Source organism: Polaromonas sp. SP1 (assembly GCF_003711205.1).
Lineage (GTDB): Bacteria > Pseudomonadota > Gammaproteobacteria > Burkholderiales > Burkholderiaceae_C > Polaromonas.
The window spans coordinates 4,273,813-4,291,964 of record NZ_CP031013.1 but is presented as its reverse complement, the minus strand read 5'-3'; the positions used below and the strand labels follow the sequence as shown (position 1 = coordinate 4,291,964).

Sequence of the window (18,152 nt, the reverse complement as noted above, 5' to 3'; positions counted from 1 at the left end):
ATCTCTTGGTAAAAGCAGCGATTTTCAAACTTATTTTCAATTAGCGCGCGGAAAGAGCTGGCGCCACGAACGGTTCAGGACCGAGCCTGGGCAGGCGCCCGGATTGGCTGCCCGGTATGCGGCGCTGCTGCAATTGGGGAGCTTGCATTCGCTCTCATGTGCCGCAGCGTATGCCGCGTCGGCGCAACTGCCGCATTCCTCCACATGGGCCGCCGCATACACCGGGTTGGTGCAGTTCTGCGGAGGGGGCGCGCCCTTGGTGCGAATCGTGATGGAGCCGCTGGCATTCTGAACGCTTCTAAGGCCGGTGTCCTCACCCAAAGAATTCAGGATGACAAGAACAACGTCGATACCATCCGCAGGCGAGGTGTATGCGCAAACGTTCGCGTCTTTCTCGTCGATCTTTCCATCCCCATTGGTATCCAGCGTACCGCCCGCGCGGCAAGCGCCCGTGAGTGGATTGATCGCGAATGTCATTGCATTGCTGGTCGAGGCGAGGCAACTCGAGGCACTGGGCCCGGGCGCAACCGTATCGATTTTGACCACTTCGTCCTGCATGTACACCGGATAGATGGTGCGTTGGCCGGTAAACGCATCCTGAGTCAACTTCCAGCCGCGCCGGATCGACCAGTCAAGGGTGGTGACTGCAGGGTTGACAAAAGTAATGGAGGCGACCTTGGTGGCACCGCCGCCATTGATTGTTTCGCCGGTATTTGGATCAATGCCACCCGTGACGAAGGTTTGTTTAATGGGCTCGAGTTGTGAATCGGCAATGGTGTCGCTCCCCGTGGAGCCGAAGGGCTTGCGGTCCCAAAGGCCATACACGACCTGAGCCGGTGTTGTCACGGCGGGGTCTCCGGCTTCAAACAACTTGCCGGTGGCTACGGTCACTACATAGCTGGGCTTGAAGCTGGGCTGATCCGTCCTCTCAACGACGGCCGGAGCGGCGGTGATAGGCAAAGCGGTGCTGCCGCTCAGTGCGGTGAACAGCGCCACGCCGCCGTTGCCCAAACCCCACGCGGTGGAGCTTGCGCTGCTCAGGTCAAATTTCCACAGCCGGCCTTTCAGGTCGCCTGCATAGGCGCCGATGATCTGCCGCTTGTCGTTGTAAACCAGACGCACGCCGCCAAGTCCGTTGGCGAGCGTGTTATCGGTCTTGATTTCCTTCAGCAGTTTGCCTGTGCCGGTTTCAACGATGAAGAGGCTGGCTTTTGCGGACTTGCTGTCATAGCCGTTGCCGAAGATGGTTACCCAGTCACCGCTGACCGTAATACCGCTTTGGGGCGAGCTCAGGACAGTGCCCAATTCTGCGAATGAAGTCGTGGAGTTTCCCGGCATCACGGGAAATGCCGGATCCGCATTGATTTCCCACAGAACCGCCTTGCCGTTCATGTTGAGGGGGTCAGTGACGTTCAGCGCAAAGACGGATTTGGCTCCGGCGCCGGTGGTGCCCACGACCAGGTTACGCCATCCCGTCGAAGAGCCTCCGCCGGTCAGGTTGGGGGTTGTCACATAGGCGTCGACTTCTGTCAGCGGGCCGTCAGCCGTGTAGTTGTGGGCAAATGTATAGCCCTCAGTGGTCAGCACCTCGAGTTTCCCGAGGACGGAACGCGGAACATATGCAAAGACTTCTCGGCCGCCAGCGCTGGCGCCAAATCCTTCGCCGAAGCCGTGCACCATGCCATCATTGGCGCCGACAAACAGCACCCCTTCGTTGCGTGCCGCCTTGGCGTTCAGGTAGGCAGGGTAGTCCGGCAAGCCCGGGGTGGAAACCGGAAGCTTCTCATACTGCGGGTTGGTATTGTTCCTGATGTAAGTGGGTATCGAATTGACGATGTCACCCAGGACTGCCGGCCGTTTTCTCATGCCATTGCCTTCCAGGGTACGCACGCCGCGCAGGTAATCCACCACGTCGGAGGTCACCGCATTGCTCATCTGCATGTTGGCGTTGGTGCCCTTGAGGGTGTTGGCCGCCGTGTTGATGTTGGCGTAGGTGAAGGGCAGGCCTTGCTTGGTTGCATCCGTCCATACGAAGATGTTGCGGGAAGCTGGTGCCGGCAGCGTGGTGACGCCGGTGGGCTGACCATTGCCATCGGTGGCAATGACTTGCCATGCCACGGTGTCGGTGCTCACGTTTTTCATTTGCACGTTGCCCCACCACGTGCCGCTGGTGTAGTAGGGGATAAATTTCTTGGTGCCCGCCGTCAGGGTCACGGCAGACGCCGCCACACCGGCCTGTGAGAACTGCTGGCTCGCGATACTGCCAATCACACTGCCCAGGTCTTTCGTGAATTGATCCGCATCGGTCACCGTGAGGAAGCCGCCGCCGCCGTTGTGCGCCGCGTGGCGCATGTCGTCAATCGTTGTGACGGTATTAAGCGTCGGCGTAACCCACGCCAGTGTGCCGGCCTTGGCGCTTGCCACTTCCGCATCGGTCATTTTGCCGGGGGCACCAAAGCTGACCATGTAGCTGGTCATGTTTTGCCAGAACGGAGGGTCATTGGCGTCGCCATTGCCAAAGTCGTTGGCAAGATCGGTGCGAAGGTCGGTGACCCAGTACTTCAGTGCAATATCCGCCAGCGTATCCGCGACACCGCCCGTGCCGCTCACCTTGTCCGGTTTGCCTTTGGTCCGTACGTCGGTTTTTTCGGTTGGCTTGTACTGATATTTCTTGGTGGCGTCCAGCGCATGGGTATATGCCGGCCCCACGGTGCCGTCGACATCGCCTATGCCCGTGGGGGCCGCATCCGTGTAAAAACCGTCCGTGATCAGCAAGGTAAAGGAGCGCCGGCAGGACAAATGGCTGGCCGGTGTTTCTCCGGTGGGGGGCGACCAGGGCTTGGATCCCCAGGGGCCGCTATTGGCAGTGTTCTGGTAGTACTTGCCGGCCCTGTCCAATGCACCGCGCAGCGGTGTTCCGCCATTGGGCGTGCGGGCGTCAAGCCAGGAGAAAAAAGCGCTTTTGGCCACGCCAAAATCGGTCATGGTGTTGGGCGAGCCGTTGATGTCCCCATAGGCCAGGCGGAAGTTGTCGGACTGGTCGGCAAATGCCCCGGCCAAACCCGTTTTTGCCGACTTGATGCGGTCTATGTGATAAGCGCGCCAGTTCGCGATGTTCTGGCGCTCTTCGTTGAAAGTGCAGGTGGCCGCGGCGCAGTCGGTGCGGCTGCCGTTGTGGGGCCCAAATGGGTTGCTGTTGCCGGATGTATTGGCACCGTTCAGCTTGAATTTGTTGGTTGTCACCTCGTAGAAGTTGTAGTCCGCCGTGTTCTTGATGGCAGCGGAGGTGGTGTAGGTGGTGGGGTCCTTGCCCGCTTTCGGAAGGTACAGCTCCACGACCGAGGAGTTACCGACAGCCGCATTGGCCTGCTGCACGCCGCCTGAGTACCCCGGGCTATAGACCTTTTTCGGGTTATAGAACAGCAGGTTGTTGACAGGAGAGCTTTGGCGCGGGTCGCTGCTGCTAATGCAATCCACATGGAAGCCCGGTATGCTGGTGGAGTTCGGCGATTCGGTGACCAATGCGTTGGCGACATGCTTGGCATAGACGCATTCCCAGTCCATGGAGCCGGAGGTATCGAGCACCAGCGCGATGTTGGGCCTGACGTTCACGGTCTTGGAGAGCAGCGGCTCCTGCGCAACGACTGCGAAAGCACTGTCCGCTGCAATCAGTGCAGCCGCGTAAAACGCAACGCCACGCATAATGGAAAACTTCATGGCCAGGCCTTTCATGCTCGGGTCGAGCATCATTTCATGGTAATTACGGATTGAAGCCACACCTCTGTGCCTCTGGGTGCGCTTCCGTCTTTCGCGCCGACTTCAGGGCCGAAGCCCCTGGCGGTTGTCACAAAAACTTTGGTATCGGCGGGGGTCAGATACTGCGCCATGCACTCGGGCTGGCGGGTGAAATACAACTTGGTCCCCGCATCGCCGGACGAGGCGACCGCGACCGTCTTGAGGTTGGCCGTCGGCGTCATGGTGTCCCAGTTGGCCATGGTTTGCCAGGAATAGGGTGTCCCGGCGCCCAGGGGGGCCGCCTCGGGTGCGAAGCCGGTGGCGGGATTGATGGCAAAAAGCTGGACCTGCTGTTCGCAGAAGCGCAAGGCTGCTTCTGCGGTCTGCCGGGCCAGTGCCTGCTGGCGGCTCTGGTTGGCCACCTGCTCAGTCGACGAGGCGCCGCGGATCGAGATACTGGCCAGAACCGTAAGAATCATCAGCATGATGAGGGCTACGATCAACACCACGCCCTGTTGACCGTGCAGCTTCGCGGATTGGCGCGGCTCAGGGATTGACATAACCTACTCCATGGTTGCGCAGCAGCACCGTGGTGCGGTAAGCGCGGCGCAGCCTGCCGTCGGCGATATCGACGTTGGCACCTGCGCAGTTTTGATAGCTTGGCTTGGTGGCCGCAGTGCCCAGGTCCCCGAGTACGGGGTCTTCGCTCCTGACCACTATGCAGACTTGCGCTGCGACCACCTTGTTCCAGCGATCCAGCACAGACAGCGCCGCCAAGCCTACGTCCGTGGGCGCAGCGATGCCGGAGGCGGTCAGGTAGCCGCGCACATTCTGGCTGTTGGGAACTGCAGGCTCGGTGAGGGCAAAATTCACCGTCGCACTTTCGATGTTTTCGGCCAGCACCTGTGATTGCGCCAGGTTGCCGCTTCCGCGGCAGGTCAGCGTGTTGTTCGTGATGGCGAGGCGCGATTGCATGGTGTAGAAAGCAGCGCCCGCGGCACCTACACCGTTGCCGATGCAGTCCATCGGCAGGCCGGTGGAGGTGTTTTTCCCGCTGTTGAGGTCCCCTTCGTAGGCTACGGCCAATGCGAAACCGCCGCCTGCAGCGCAGGTCAGGGCGCTTATGTTGGCAACAGTGGCGTCCGTGAAACCCGTGTTGCAGGCGAACAGGTTCCAGCCTGCTTGCCCCAGGTCATTCTTGGCGCCGCCGGCGCGCGTGGGGTTATACCCCGCCTGGCGCAGCTCCTGGGTAAAAACGCTGAGCGCCATCTGCGCATCCTCGTTCATCTGGCCCTGCGCCTGCGCGTTTCGCGTGGCTGTGCTGCCCGAAACGTACATGACCACCAGCGCCCCGATGATCACCATGCCCAGTGTCATGGAGATCAGCAGCTCGATCAGTGTGAAGCCTGACTGCCTTGTTGCGGCGGATCTTGAGCCTGGCATGCGAGGGGGCTGCTGTGGGCGGCCTTGTGCGGGTGAAGTCATAACTGCACCTTCATGTAAAAGCAGCGTGGCAGCGTGGCCAGGGCTTTGGCGTTGTCCGAGCAGTTATCACTCGTCAATTCAGCGGACTGGTCGACCCCGCTGACTGTGCGGGTGTTATTCAGTACGCCGGCTTCTTCCCAAACAATCCAGATGTTGGCCTGGGTTGCGCTGGCGCCGGGCCGGATCAACTCAACGCCGCCCTGCGGCAACAGGGCGCGAACCCGGCTCTGGAAGGCCGTCAAGTCCGCGGCCGCCAGCATCGCAGGGGTTGTACAGTTGGGAAAGGCGCAAGGCGCAAGCGCCGGGGGGTTGCCGGTAGTCATCAAGGCGACGTCATAGTTGCCGGCAGACAGGCCGTTAGGGTTGAGCCTGACCACCTCCGCCAGCTCCGTGGCCAAAGCGCTTGCGATCGCACGGTTGGCCGCGTTCTTTTGCGCCGCGACCGAGTAGGCCTGCATGCCTGCAAGTGCCAGCATCCCGAAGGACATCAGCAAGATGGAAATAAGGACTTCCAGCAGCGACGAGCCTTGTTGGCTTCCTCGCGAAGAAGGAAGGTTCTTGATGGAGCCTAGCATGCGACGTCCCCTGTCTGGACCTTGACCCGGCCCACGGCGTTCATGCACAAGGTGCGGGTGTATTTGGCGTTGGTGGCGAACGAGCCCGAGGCATGCACCAGCCACCGGCCCGACTGGCCGATGGCGCGTCCAGTGCCGTCATAAATGATGCGGTTGCCGGTGGCGACGGCCGTGGGCGTGGAGACACCGACTGCGAAAAAGTCTCCGATACGGGCCACGGGCTCCTGGGCACGCAGCACAATATCGGTCGCAGCGTCAAAGCTGCCGTTACCGTTGCTGTCGAGGAACACCACCCACCCTTCCATCCAGCCGCCGACGGCCGCGCCGTCACCGGCGGAGCATACCGGGCTGGCTGCGGTGTAGTCGGCGGTCCTGCAAATCGTCACGCTTTTCCCGCGCCGCATGGCTTCACCGCGGGCGTAGCGGGTATCCGAAATAAACCCGTTGGTTGCCCGGGTGATGGACGCGTTGGCAAGCAGGCCCAGGAACGAGGGCGCCGCGAGGGTCGCCAGGATCGCGATGATGGCGATAACGACCAGTAATTCAATGAGGGTGAAGCCTCGCTGAATCCGCCTCATGGCGCGCCAGGGCTGTTGGGGGTGAAAAGCGGCAGGGCCGGTGATCGACAGATTTTCGAACATGCGCAATTGTGAGCATGCGCCGGCGGTCCCGCCTGCGGTATTCGACGTCCGGTCAGGTCTGCGTGACGAACGGTAAGCTAGCGTCTCACCTCATCCACCAGCGTCTTGAACTCGTCGATGTCTTCAAAACTGCGGTAGACGCTGGCAAAGCGCACATAGGCGACTTTGTCGAGCTTTCTGAGCTCGCGCATGACGAGCTCGCCGATGCGGTTGGAGGCAACCTCCCGCAGGCCCAGGCTCAGCAGTTTTTCCTCGATGCGCTCGATCGCCGAGTCGACCTGCTCGGTGCTGACCGGGCGCTTGCGCAGCGCCAGGTTCAGCGAGGCCAGCACTTTGGTGCGCTTGTATTCGATGCGCCGGCCGTCTTTCTTGACGATGGACGGGAAGGTGACGTCGGGCCGCTCGTAGGTGGTGAAGCGCTTTTCACACGCGCCGCACTGGCGGCGGCGGCGTATGAAGTCGGCATCTTCGGAGACCCGGGTTTCGACAACCTGGGTTTCAAGGTGGCCGCAGAAAGGGCATTTCATGGATTGGGCCCTGTGTGTAGTGACGAAAATTGACCAAATCCGCCTCCAGCCCAATCAGGACGTACGCAGTCAGCTATAAAAATCATAGCGACTGCGCCGTCCGTCATGCTCAGCGGTAGACCGGGAAGCGGCTCGTGAGCGCGTGAACCTTGGCGCGGACCGCTTCAATGTTGGCCGCGTCGCGCGGGTTGTCCAGCACGTCGGCGATCAGGTTGGCGGTGGCGCGGGCTTCTTCGTCCTTGAAGCCGCGTGTCGTCATGGCCGGGGTGCCGATGCGCACGCCGCTGGTGACCATCGGCTTTTCCGGGTCGTTCGGGATGGCGTTCTTGTTGATCGTCATGTGGGCGCTGCCCAGCACGGCTTCGGCTTCCTTGCCGGTGATGCCCTTGGCGCGCAGGTCAACCAGCATGACGTGGCTTTCGGTGCGGCCGCTGACGATGCGCAGGCCGCGCTGCGTCAGGGTGTCGGCCACGATTTGGGCGTTCTTGACGACTTGCTGCTGGTAGGTCTTGAACTCCGGCGTCATGGCTTCCTTGAACGCCACGGCCTTTGCGGCAATGACGTGCATCAGCGGGCCGCCTTGCAGGCCGGGGAAGATGGCGCTGTTAATGGCTTTTTCGTGCTCGGCCTTCATCAGGATGATGCCGCCGCGCGGGCCGCGCAGGCTCTTGTGCGTGGTCGAGGTGACGATGTCGGCATGCGGCACCGGGTTGGGGTACACGCCCGCGGCCACCAGGCCGGCGTAGTGGGCGATGTCGACCATGAAGATCGCGCCGACGGCCTTGGCCACCTTGGCGAAGCGTTCGAAATCGATGCGCAGGCTGTAGGCCGAAGCGCCCGCGATGATCAGTTTGGGCTTGGTCTCGTGGGCCTTTCGCTCCATCGCGTCGTAGTCGATCTCTTCCTTGTCGTTCAGGCCGTAGGAGACGACGTTGAACCACTTGCCGCTCATGTTTAGCGCCATGCCGTGCGTCAGGTGGCCGCCTTCGGCCAGGCTCATGCCCATGATGGTGTCGCCGGGCTTGAGGAAGGCCAGGAAGACGGCTTCGTTGGCCGAGGCGCCGCAATGGGCCTGCACGTTGGCGGCTTCGGCGCCGAAGATGGCCTTGATGCGGTCGATGGCCAGTTGCTCGGCCACGTCGACGTGTTCGCAGCCGCCGTAGTAGCGGCGGCCGGGGTAGCCTTCGGCGTATTTGTTGGTGAGCTGCGAGCCCTGCGCGGCCATGACGGCGGGCGAGGCGTAGTTTTCGCTGGCGATCAGCTCGATGTGGTGCTCTTGCCGGGCGTTTTCGGCCTGGATGGCGGCGAAGATTTCGGGATCGGTTTGTTCAACCAGGATGTTGCGGTGGTACATGGCAGTCCTTAAAGACGTGGTCCCTGCTCTTCAATGAATGAAACAAGGGCTGCCCAGGCGAACGGCTGAACGCTTGGGCCCAACGGCTTTCAGCGGTGCGCTTCCCAGTGGTGTCCCACGTCAGCTCCAATGGTTGTAAAAACCTTGAGCCTATCGCCAGTCGCGCACCTTGCTAGTGTAACTGAGGGCGCCGAAAACCCGCCGTGCCGGGGTTGTTTGCCGGCAGCCCTGAAAGCAAAAAGCCGGGGCGCTGGCAGCGGCCCGGCTTTTTGGCGTGGAGGCAACCGAATCAGGACTGGTTCAGCAGCGCCACTTTTTCCGGCGTTTTGCCGTCGGCTTCCAGTGCGTCCGGTTTGGCCGGCAAGGAGGCCGGCACAGGGCGCGACGTACCGGGAGGCGTACCAAAGAACGGCGAAGGCGTGCCGCGCTTGGAGGCAGACGCCACCACAGCCAGCAGGCGGGCGTGTTCACCCATCACCTTGCCGGCGTAGCCGCCGTCGTCTTCCATGTTGGCAGCGCCCACATAGTATTTGAGGCCGCCTTCGACGGAGCCGGCGCGGGCGATGCATTCCTGCAGCACCTTGACGCCGACGCGCAGGTTGGTCACCGGGTCAAACGCCGCCAGCTTACCGCCGAAGTTGTCGTACTTGTCGTGGTGCACCTTGGTCATGACCTGCATCAGGCCCTGGGCGCCGACCGGGCTTTGCGCGAACGGGTTGAAGCCCGACTCGATCGCCATGATGGCCAGGATCAGGGTGGGGTCCAGCTTGGCTTTCTGGCCGATCTCGAAGGCTTCGGCCACCAGCACGCTCAGCGGCTCGGGCGCGACGCCGTATTTTTTGCTCAGCCAGTAAGCCACTGCCGCCTGTTGGGCGGGCAGGTCTTTCGGGTTGGACGCCGTGGCGCGCTCAATGGCGGCCGGCTCGGTAAAGCCGATGGCCGCTTCCTGGCGCTCTTGCAGCCAGGTCATGAGCTTGAATTCACCGGCCTGACGCAAGTCGGGCCGGGCAGTCAGTGTGATCACCGCGAACACGACGGCCAGGCCCAGGAGGGCGAAGCTGTTGTGGGTGATCTCGAAAAAGCCCTGGGCGATGTCATCGGCAACGGTGGAGATACCGTTGCGCACACTTTTCAGGTGTGCCTCGAGGCTGAATTGTCCTAGCGCTGTCATAGCACTCCTTTCTACGCTTGCAGGCCCTTTGGGGGCCAGGCAGGCTTTGATTGGGTCGCCATCAAACCAAGGCATGCCTTGTGGGGTGTTGTTGACCCCCTGTTTGACGTTGCCGGCTTCGTGATGAATAGGGCAGCGGATTCGGGTTGTCCCTAGGTTGTTGTGGGACTGGCCGGATTCTATGGGTCTCGTTAATAACCTGTCAATAATAACAAATTGATTCTTTATATTAAAAAGACGAATAAAAACCTTGGTTCCTGGCAGAAACGCCCAGAATCAAGATAGTTACGGCCCCTTTTTGAGACCAAGCTCTAAGTTAAGTTCTTTGTAAAAAAGCCTGGATCGGCGGATTGCGGGACCGGATGTAGGCCAGATTCGGCTCTTGGTGTGGGACGCCTGCGGAGGTCCGCAGCTTAAAAGGCAAAGGCAATCACCGCCGGGACTGTGATTGAAAAGATGGTCTTGCCTCTGGATCGGCGCAGGGTTAACCTGCAATTGCGTGTTCATTCACGCATTCAATCGGGTAACCAACCCCGGTAAACCTGGAAGCAATCACTTGCTTTCATCGCACTGAGGACGATTCATCTCTTCTTTGCGGAAACCAGACGGCATGAGCATAAACGCCCGCCGTCAACCCCGGTCGGCCTCGCTGCCCGGGGTTTTTCTTTTGGCGCAACCGCTTTTTAATGCCCTTTGATTGACCGTCTTTTTCAAATAAATCATTGACCTATCGGCCCCGGCGCTAAAAACTCGACGCCTATGGCAATCAAAGATTTGAAGAATAAATGGCGGGAGTTCAACTGGCGCGAGGCCGATTGGCGCGAAATCGGCAAGTCACTGCCGGCCAGGGGGGCCGCCGTGGCCCGGTCGCCGCTCTGGCGGCGGCGCGCGGCCTGGGCGGTCGGGATCCTGCTGCTGGTCTGGGCGCTGGCTTATGCGGCCGTGCCGTCCATCCTGAAGTCGCAAGTCGAGAAGATCGCCTCTGAAAAGCTGGGCCGGCAGGTCACGGTGGGCGAGGTCGACTTCAAGCCCTGGTCGCTGGAGCTGACCCTGCGCGACCTGGCGATTGCCAGGGCTTCCCAGGCCTCCTCTGCCCAGGCCTCTCCCCAGAAAACCCCCCAGCTTTCCATCAAGCGCATATATATAGATGCAGAGCTCGAGTCCCTGCTGCGTTTTGCGCCGGTGGCCGACGCGGTGCAGGTCGACGAACCGGTGGTCTTTCTCACGCACCAGGGCGACGGCCGATACGACATCGACGACATCCTTGAGCGTTTGAAGTCGCCCGAAGACGCGCCGCCGGCCGGCGACCCGCCGAAGTTCGCGGTCTATAACATCGTGGTCAGCGGCGGGCGCATGGACTTTACCGACCAGTCCGTCGGCAAAACCCATGAACTGCGCGAGCTGGGCCTGTCGGTGCCATTCCTGAGCAACCTCAAGTCCAAACGCGAGATCAAGACCTCGCCGCACCTGGCTTTCAAGCTCAACGGCAGCAGTTTTGACACCGCCGCCGAAGGCACGCCCTTTGCCCAGACACACAAAACCGATGCCACGCTCACGTTGCGCGGCCTTGATCTGAGCCCCTACCTCGGTTATTGGCCGGCCAGCCTGCCGGTGAAACTGCAGGCCGCCGTGCTGCATGCCGACGCCAAGGTCGCGTTTGAGCAAACCCCGGCGACTTCGGTGCGGATCTCCGGAACGGTGACGGCGGAAAAAGTCAGGCTGCTAAGCGCGCAGGCGGCGCCAGCGGCCGTCCAGGCCAAGCCCGCGTCCCCCGGCAAACGCGCCGCCGCCGCCGAAACCCCGCCGCCCGCCCGGCCCGACCTGCTGGCTTTCGACCGCCTGCAGGTCAGCATGGACGACGTTCGTCCGCTCGAGCAGTTCGTCAAGCTTTCGGCGGTGGAGCTCACGGCGCCCACGCTGTCGCTGGCCCGTGACAGGGCAGGGCGGCTGAACCTGCTGGCGTCGTCCGGTGCGCCGGTTGCTATCAAAAAAGGAGCTACTGGCCAAGGTACAGAAAGGGCTGGAGGCCAAAATGATCCACAAGGCCAGGCCGGGGCTGCAAGCGGCGCCGCCAGCAGTCCCGTCCCCGCAGCGCCCGCCAAAGCACCCGCCGCCACGCCCTGGAAAGTGCAGGTCGCCCGCGTGGCGGTACGCGGCGGCCGGGTGAACTGGCTGGACGAAACCCTGGCCTCGCCCGCCGACATCCGCCTGGCCGGCCTGGCGCTCAACGCCTCGGCCATCGCCATCCCCTTTGCCGCCGGCGCGCCCCTGAAGTTCGACGGCTCGGTGGGGCTGGAGCCGCCGGCCGCCGCGCCGGCGCCGGCCAAGCCCGCAGCTAAAAAGACCGCCCAGCCCGCCGTGCCAGAGGCCCCCGCGGCCCCCGCGCTCCTCACCTTCAACGGCACCGCCACCGACCAGGCCGCGCAGGTCACCGCCAACGTGGCTTCCTGGCCGCTGGGCATGGCCGCCAAATACATCGGCCAGTTTTTGCTGCCCGCACTCAACGGCCAGCTCGACGCCCAGCTGGGCATCACCTGGCAGGCGCCCAGCGGCGACAAACCGCAGGCGCTGCAAGTCACCGCGCCGCAAGTCGCCCTGAGCGACGTGCAACTGGCCGAGGGCAAGGTCTCGCTGGTCTCCGTCAAACGGGTGGACCTGGCGCAGGTCGACATCGACCTGACCGGCCAGACCTTCAAGGCCGCCAAATTGCAGCTGACCCAGCCCAAAGCCCGCGTCGAGCGCGGCAGCGACAAACGCTGGATGTATGAGCGCTGGATGGTCGGCAAAACCCCGGGCGGCGCAGCCACTGTACCCCCACCGCCCACCGACGCCGCCACCCGTGCGTCCGCACCCTCATGGGCCGTGGCCGTGCAGGATGTGCAGCTCGACGGCGGGGCCATGTCGTTCTCTGACAAGGCCGGCGCCAAGCCCGTGGCCTTTGAGGTCAGCGCCGTCAAGGCCCAGCTCACGGGTTTGCTGCTGGACGACAGGCCGGCCTCCAAAGCGCAGGCTGCCAGGCCCATGCCGCTGACGGCGTCGTTGCGCCTGGCCACCGGCCGCTTCGAGCCCGGCAAGGTCGACTTCAATGGCAACCTGGGCCTGGCACCCATCCAGGCGCAGGGCCGGCTGGTGGTCGACCGCCTGCCGCTGCAGGCCTTTGAGCCTTACTTTGCCGAAACCCTGAACATCGAACTGCTGCGCGCCGACGCCAGCTTCAAGGGCCGCGTTGCTTACCGCCAGCTGCCGGCCGGCACGCAGGCGCAGGTCACGGGCGATGTGGCGCTGGAAGAATTCCGCGCCAACAAGCTGGCGCCAAGTGAGGACCTGCTGGCCTGGAAAGCGCTGAACCTGCGCGGCCTGCATGTGGCGCTGGAGCCTGCCAAGGCCACGCGCGTGGACGTGAAGGAAACGGTGCTCACCGACTTTTTTGCGCGCGTGATCGTCATGCCCGACGGCCGCATCAACCTGCAGGACCTGGTCAAGGGCAACGCACCCGAGACATCGGCCACGGCGGCCCCGGCCGCCGATGCTACAAAAACGATAGCCGCCACCCAAGGCGCTGCCTTGGCCGGAGGCCAAAAAGGCTCACAAACCTCCGCGCAACCGATCAGCCCTGCTGCACCGGCGGCGACGGCATCCGGCGGGCCGCCCGCCGTTGTGAGCTTCGGCCCCATCAGCCTGATCAACGGCAAGGTGCTGTTCTCAGACCGTTTTGTCAAACCCAATTATTCGGCCGACCTGACCGAGCTGACCGGCAAGCTCAGCGCGTTCTCGTCGGTGGCGCCTGCGGCTGCGGCCGGCGGTGCGCCGGTGGCGCCCAACATGGCCGACCTCGAACTGCGCGGCCGGGCCGAGGGCACGGCCTCGCTTGAAATCCTGGGCAAGCTCAACCCGCTGGCCAAGCCGCTCGCGCTCGACATCAAAGGCAAGGTGCGCGACCTCGAGCTGCCGCCGCTGTCGCCGTACTCCGTCAAGTATTCGGGCTACGGCATCAACCGCGGCAAGCTCAGCGTCGACGTGGGTTATGTGGTGCTGCCCGACGGCCGGCTCACCGCCACCAACAAGGTCATCCTCAACCAGTTGGCCTTCGGCGAGAAAGTGCCGGGCTCCACCGCCAGCCTGCCGGTCAAGCTGGCCGTCGCCTTGCTGGCCGACCGCAACGGCGTGATCGACATCGACCTGCCGATCAGCGGCTCGCTCAACGACCCGCAGTTCAGCCTCGGGCCCATCATCGTCAAGGTCATCATCAATGTGATCGTCAAGGCGATCACCGCGCCGTTCTCGCTGCTGGCCAGCGCGCTGGGCGGCGGCGGTGAAGAACTCAGCACCGTCGGCTTTAACGCCGGCAGCGCCGAGCTGGGCCCCGAAGCCAAGGCTGGCCTCGACAAAGTCGCCAAGGCGCTGGCCGAGCGGCCCTCGCTGCAGCTCACCGTGGTGGGCACCAGCAGCGTCGAGGCCGAGCGCGACGGCTTCAAGCGCGCGCGGCTCGATTCGCTGGTGCGCGCTGAAAAACGCCGCCTGGCCGTGAAGGAGGGCGGCACCACCGCCGCCGCCGTCAGCATCGGTGCGGACGAATACCCCGCCTTGCTCAAAGAGGTCTACAAACGCGCCGACATGCCCAAGCCGCGCAACCTGGTCGGCCTGGCCAAAGACCTGCCCGTGCCCGAGATGGAAAAACTGCTGCTGGCCGACATCCAGGTCAACGACAGCGCCATGCGCGAGCTGGCGGTGCAGCGCGGTGTGGCGGTGAAAGACTACCTCGCGTCGCGTGATTTGCCTCCTGAAAGGCTCTTCCTGGGCGCCGCCAAAGCCATACCGCCGGAGGCCAAATGGACACCTCGCGCAGAGCTGAATTTGGCGATGCCTTAAAAAAGGCGAAAATAGCGTCAGTGCTTTATTGATAAAGCTTTTATGGGGCCCTCGGGCCTGGGCGCGCAACACGGGTTGCGGCGCCGGCCCCCCATCCAATCCAACACCCGCTGCCGCCTGCAAAGTCCCCCATTTCCCGGGGAGCCTTGCGGCTGGCGGCACTTATTTTTTGACCTTGCGCTCCCATGTTTAAATCTTCCAAACCCGAAACCCCCGCCGTGAAAACGCCCACCACCAAGCAGGCAGAAGCCCATCCGCTGGACGGCCTGACCGGCGGCGCGTTTTCCGCGCCGACCTCGGGCGAGCGCACCGCGCGCATCCGCACCTGGCTGGCCACCGAGCCTTCGGCCGAGCAGATGGCCGAGGTCTACAAGGACCTGGCCAACCGCGACAAGGGCGCCGCCAAGCCGCTGAAAGAAAAGCTCGACGAGATCAAACGCAGCAAGGGCCAGGAAGCCGTGGCCGCCGAGTGGGCCGACAAAGCCCAGGCGCTGCTGGCCGTGCCCAAGCTCAACCTTGCCGACGCCCTGGCCTGGCAGCGTGATGCCGCCAAGGCCGGCGCGCCGCTGTCCAAAGAGCCGCTGGCCGGCCTGAAGGTCCAGCTGGCCGACCGCGTCAAGACGATTGAAGACCTGCAGCACCGCACCCAGGTGCAGCGCGAGGCCGCCGTGCTGCTGGCCCAGCGCACCGAAGTGCTGTCCCTCAAGCCCTGGCGCGACGCCGAAGCCGCCCTCGAATCCCTGCGCGGTGATGTCACGCACTGGCAGTCGCAGGCCGACGAAATCACGCATGACGCCAATTGGGCCAGCGTGGATGCCAAGTTCCCGCCGCTGCTCGACGCATCGCGCGCGCAGTTGCTGGCTGTGTGGGACGCCTTCCAGGGCGCACTCGCGCAGGCCCAAAAGGCTGCTGAAGATACCGCCGCACCTCTGCCCGCCGTGCCCGTGTGGGCCGACGAGCTGCGCGCTGCCCGCGGCCTGCCGCCCGCCGCAGGCGATCAGCCCGCACGTGCGCCCAAGGCCAAGATCGATCCGGCCGTGCTCAAAGACATGCGCGAAAAATCGACCGCCATCGTGCAGGAAGCACTCGCGCGCCTGGAGCATGAAGTCGGCGAAGGCCATGGCAAGTCCACGCCCAAGGTCGCTGCTGACCTGCGCCAGGCCCTGAAAGAGAACATCCGCAACATCGACAGCAAACTTGAAGCCGCTGCGCACGCCGCCTTGACGGCCGCCGGTGAACTCGAAGGCTGGCAGCGCTGGCGCGCCGACCAGATCCGCGAAGAGCTGGTCGTCAAAGCCGAGGCCCTGGTGGCCAAGCCGCTGGGCGGCCGCAAGCAGCAAGAAGCCCTGCGCGCCATGCGCGAGCAGTGGAAGACCAGCGACCAGGGCGGCACGCCCAACCACGCGCTGTGGAAGCGTTTTGACGACGCCTGCAACGAAGCGCACAAGGTCGTCGAAGCCTGGCTCGAGAAGGTCAAGGAGCAAAGCGAAACCGTCAAGGCCGAGCGCAAGCTGCTGATCGACGAAGTGCTGGCCTGGGCTGAAGCCAACAAGGGCAACACCGACTGGAAGCACCACATCCGCAGCCTCAACGGCTTTGTCGAAAAATGGCGCGACGCCGGCCACCTGGGTGAAAAGGCGTTTGCCGAAATCCAGCCCCAGTGGAAAGCCGCCATGGAGACGGCCGACGCCGCGCTGACCGCCGCGCGCACCGAAAGCATCGCACGCCGCAAGGCCATGATTGAAGAGGCCGTGGTGCTGGGCGCCGAGCCGCAACTGCGCATCGACGCCGTCAAGTCGCTGCAGCAGCGCTGGCAGCATGAGGCGCAGGGCGTGCCGATCGAGCGCAAGCAAGAGCAAAAGATGTGGGACGCCTTCCGCAAACCCATCGACGACGCCTTCCAGCGCAAGACGGCCGAGCGCGAAAAAGCCGCGGCCGCTTTGGGCGAATACGACCGCATGGTGCTCGAGGCCTCCAAAGCAGTTGAAGCCGCTACCGCCAGCGGCGATGTGCAGAAAATTCACGCCGCCGCCAAGGCGCTGGAAGCCATCGTGCGCGGCCAGGTGCCCGTGCCTGCACCGGCTGCCGCACCCGCTGCGCCATCCGTCGAGGCTGCATTGGCCGATGCGAATGCCGCACCCGTTTCTAAAGAAAATGAGGCTGCAGCCAGCGCAGATACTGGACAGTCCGCTACAGAAACCATAGCAGATGCAACGCCCGCCGATGCGGCGGCCGATGCTGCCGCTGCGGAATTCGCCGAAGCCAGCGAGCCCGCCAGCGCACCGGCTGAGCCCGCACCCGCACCGAAACCCGCACCCAAGCCCGTCATCGCACGGCGCGGCGACGACCGCCCCGGCATGAAGAAGGCCGAGCCTGTGGCGCCTGGACGCGGCGGCAAATTCGGCGACCGCAAGGACGCACGCCCCGGCAGCAAGCCAGGCGGTGCGCGCCAGAGCACCGACAACAAGTTCGAACCTTACCGTGAAGGCCGTGACGACCGCGGCCCGCGCGGCGCTGACCGTGGCGACCGCAACGCACGCCCTGCCTTTGAAGAGCGCGGCCCACGCCTGGGCGACGCGGCTTTCCGCGCCCAGCGTGAAGCCTTTGAGGCGGCCAACAATGCCCTGAAAAAGCTCGCCATGCAGGCGCACGGCGAGGTGCTGACGAATCTGCTCACCGCCTGGGAAAAACGCGACCCGGCACAGCTGCCAAGCGCGCAGGATCTCGGCAAGGTGGTCTCGCCCGCGGTGCGCAACCGCTGGGTGCAGGCCGTCGGCACGCCGTCGGGCAAGGACGCCTCCGAAGCGCTGCTGCGCCTGGAAATCGCGGCCGAGCTGCCCACGCCGGCCGAGCACATCAGCGAACGCCGCATGCTGCAACTGCAGCTGCTCACCAAACGCAACGCGCCCGCACCGGCCGAGACCTGGGGCGAAGACGCCGCCCAGGTGCTGGCCGCCGACTTTGACCCCGCCAAGGCGCGGCGCGTGCAGAACGTGCTGAAGGCGCTGCTCAAACGATGAGCGAAGTCGCCGCCGCTGCGGTGGTGGCGCCGGACCGCCAGCAGACGCTGGGCGAGGAAATCGCCAACAGCGTTAGTCATGGCGTGGCCTTGCTGGCCGCTGTCATTGCCGCGCCTTTCCTGGTAATCGCCAGCGTGCGCAACGGCGATGCCATCGACATCGCCGCCGCCTGCGTGTTTGCCGCCACCATGGTGCTGCTGTACTTCACCTCGACGCTGTACCACGCGCTGCCGGCGGTGCGCGCGGCACGTGCCAAAGGTATTTTCCAGATCCTGGACCACGGTGCCATCTATCTGCTGATTGCCGGCACCTACACGCCCTTCACGCTGGGCGCGCTGCGCGGGCCCTGGGGCTGGACGCTGTTTGCGCTGGTGTGGACGATGGCGCTGGCCGGCGTGGCGGTGAAGGCCGTGGCGGGCATACGCTACCCGCGTGTGTCGACGGCCCTCTATGTGGCGATGGGCTGGATTGCGCTGATCGCTATCAAGCCGATGCTGGAATTGATCCCGGACTGGGGCTTGTTCTGGCTGGTGGCCGGCGGGCTTTTTTACACGCTGGGCGTGGGCTTTTTTGCCACCGATTCACGGCTGCGTTACGGTCACTTTGTGTGGCATTTGTTTGTGGCGGCCGGCACGGTTTGCCATTTTGTGGCGGTGTTGTACTACGCCAGTTAACGCCGGCATTTGCTATCAAAAAAGTAGCGGTTACCCGAGGCAGTCATTGGGCTGCAGCCTGTTTTATTGAATAGTGTGCCGGCGCATGGCGGCCGGCGCCA

General features: G+C 63.6%; 11 protein-coding genes and 1 riboswitch. Of the genes, 3 read left to right on the top strand and 8 right to left on the bottom strand.

Annotated elements, in window-relative coordinates; translation table 11 throughout:
* Positions 1–36: 36 nt before the first annotated feature.
* The 8 genes from DT070_RS20150 to DT070_RS20115 form a co-directional block, all read right to left on the bottom strand.
* The gene (locus DT070_RS20150) at positions 37–3,750 is read right to left on the bottom strand and encodes a pilus assembly protein (protein ID WP_122957002.1); all 3,714 of its coding nucleotides are present in this window, start codon (positions 3,748–3,750) and stop codon (positions 37–39) included.
* Positions 3,747–4,295: a PilX N-terminal domain-containing pilus assembly protein gene (locus DT070_RS20145; protein WP_122957001.1), complete on the bottom strand. Its 549-nt coding sequence runs from the start codon at positions 4,293–4,295 to the stop codon at positions 3,747–3,749. The genes DT070_RS20150 and DT070_RS20145 overlap by 4 nt, the downstream gene beginning before the upstream one ends.
* Positions 4,282–5,178: a PilW family protein gene (locus DT070_RS20140; protein WP_164483787.1), complete on the bottom strand. Its 897-nt coding sequence runs from the start codon at positions 5,176–5,178 to the stop codon at positions 4,282–4,284. The genes DT070_RS20145 and DT070_RS20140 overlap by 14 nt, the downstream gene beginning before the upstream one ends.
* 38 nt (positions 5,179–5,216) lie before the next feature.
* Positions 5,217–5,795, bottom strand: coding sequence for a type IV pilus modification protein PilV (gene pilV / locus DT070_RS20135; RefSeq protein WP_122956999.1), 579 nt, complete (start codon positions 5,793–5,795; stop codon positions 5,217–5,219).
* A complete protein-coding gene (locus DT070_RS20130; RefSeq protein WP_122956998.1) occupies positions 5,789–6,436 on the bottom strand; it encodes a GspH/FimT family pseudopilin in 648 nt (215 codons plus the stop codon). Before DT070_RS20130 ends, pilV begins: the two co-directional genes overlap by 7 nt.
* A gap of 77 nt (positions 6,437–6,513) precedes the next feature.
* Positions 6,514–6,963 carry a transcriptional regulator NrdR gene (nrdR, locus tag DT070_RS20125; RefSeq protein WP_122956997.1) on the bottom strand — a complete coding sequence of 150 codons (450 nt, stop codon included), beginning with the start codon at positions 6,961–6,963 and terminating at the stop codon, positions 6,514–6,516.
* Between the two features lie 109 nt (positions 6,964–7,072).
* Entirely contained in the window at positions 7,073–8,317 is a 1,245-nt protein-coding gene (gene glyA, locus DT070_RS20120; RefSeq protein ID WP_122956996.1) for a serine hydroxymethyltransferase, read from the bottom strand.
* Between the two features lie 44 nt (positions 8,318–8,361).
* Positions 8,362–8,491: riboswitch (ZMP/ZTP riboswitch) on the bottom strand.
* Between the two features lie 115 nt (positions 8,492–8,606).
* Positions 8,607–9,488 carry a lytic transglycosylase domain-containing protein gene (locus DT070_RS20115; protein ID WP_194965978.1) on the bottom strand — a complete coding sequence of 294 codons (882 nt, stop codon included), beginning with the start codon at positions 9,486–9,488 and terminating at the stop codon, positions 8,607–8,609.
* Positions 9,489–10,247: 759 nt separating this feature from the next.
* On the opposite strand from DT070_RS20115, the gene DT070_RS20110 reads away from it, so the two are divergent.
* The 3 genes from DT070_RS20110 to DT070_RS20100 all read left to right on the top strand — a co-directional run bounded on the left by DT070_RS20110 (position 10,248) and on the right by DT070_RS20100 (position 18,051).
* The gene (locus DT070_RS20110) at positions 10,248–14,357 is read left to right on the top strand and encodes a DUF748 domain-containing protein (RefSeq protein WP_122956995.1); all 4,110 of its coding nucleotides are present in this window, start codon (positions 10,248–10,250) and stop codon (positions 14,355–14,357) included.
* Between the two features lie 185 nt (positions 14,358–14,542).
* Positions 14,543–17,377: a DUF349 domain-containing protein gene (locus DT070_RS20105; RefSeq protein ID WP_122956994.1), complete on the top strand. Its 2,835-nt coding sequence runs from the start codon at positions 14,543–14,545 to the stop codon at positions 17,375–17,377.
* Positions 17,374–18,051 (top strand): hemolysin III family protein, encoded by a 678-nt coding sequence (locus DT070_RS20100; RefSeq protein ID WP_228778635.1) that lies wholly within the window; start codon positions 17,374–17,376, stop codon positions 18,049–18,051. The genes DT070_RS20105 and DT070_RS20100 overlap by 4 nt, the downstream gene beginning before the upstream one ends.
* The last annotated feature ends 101 nt before the right edge of the window (positions 18,052–18,152 follow it).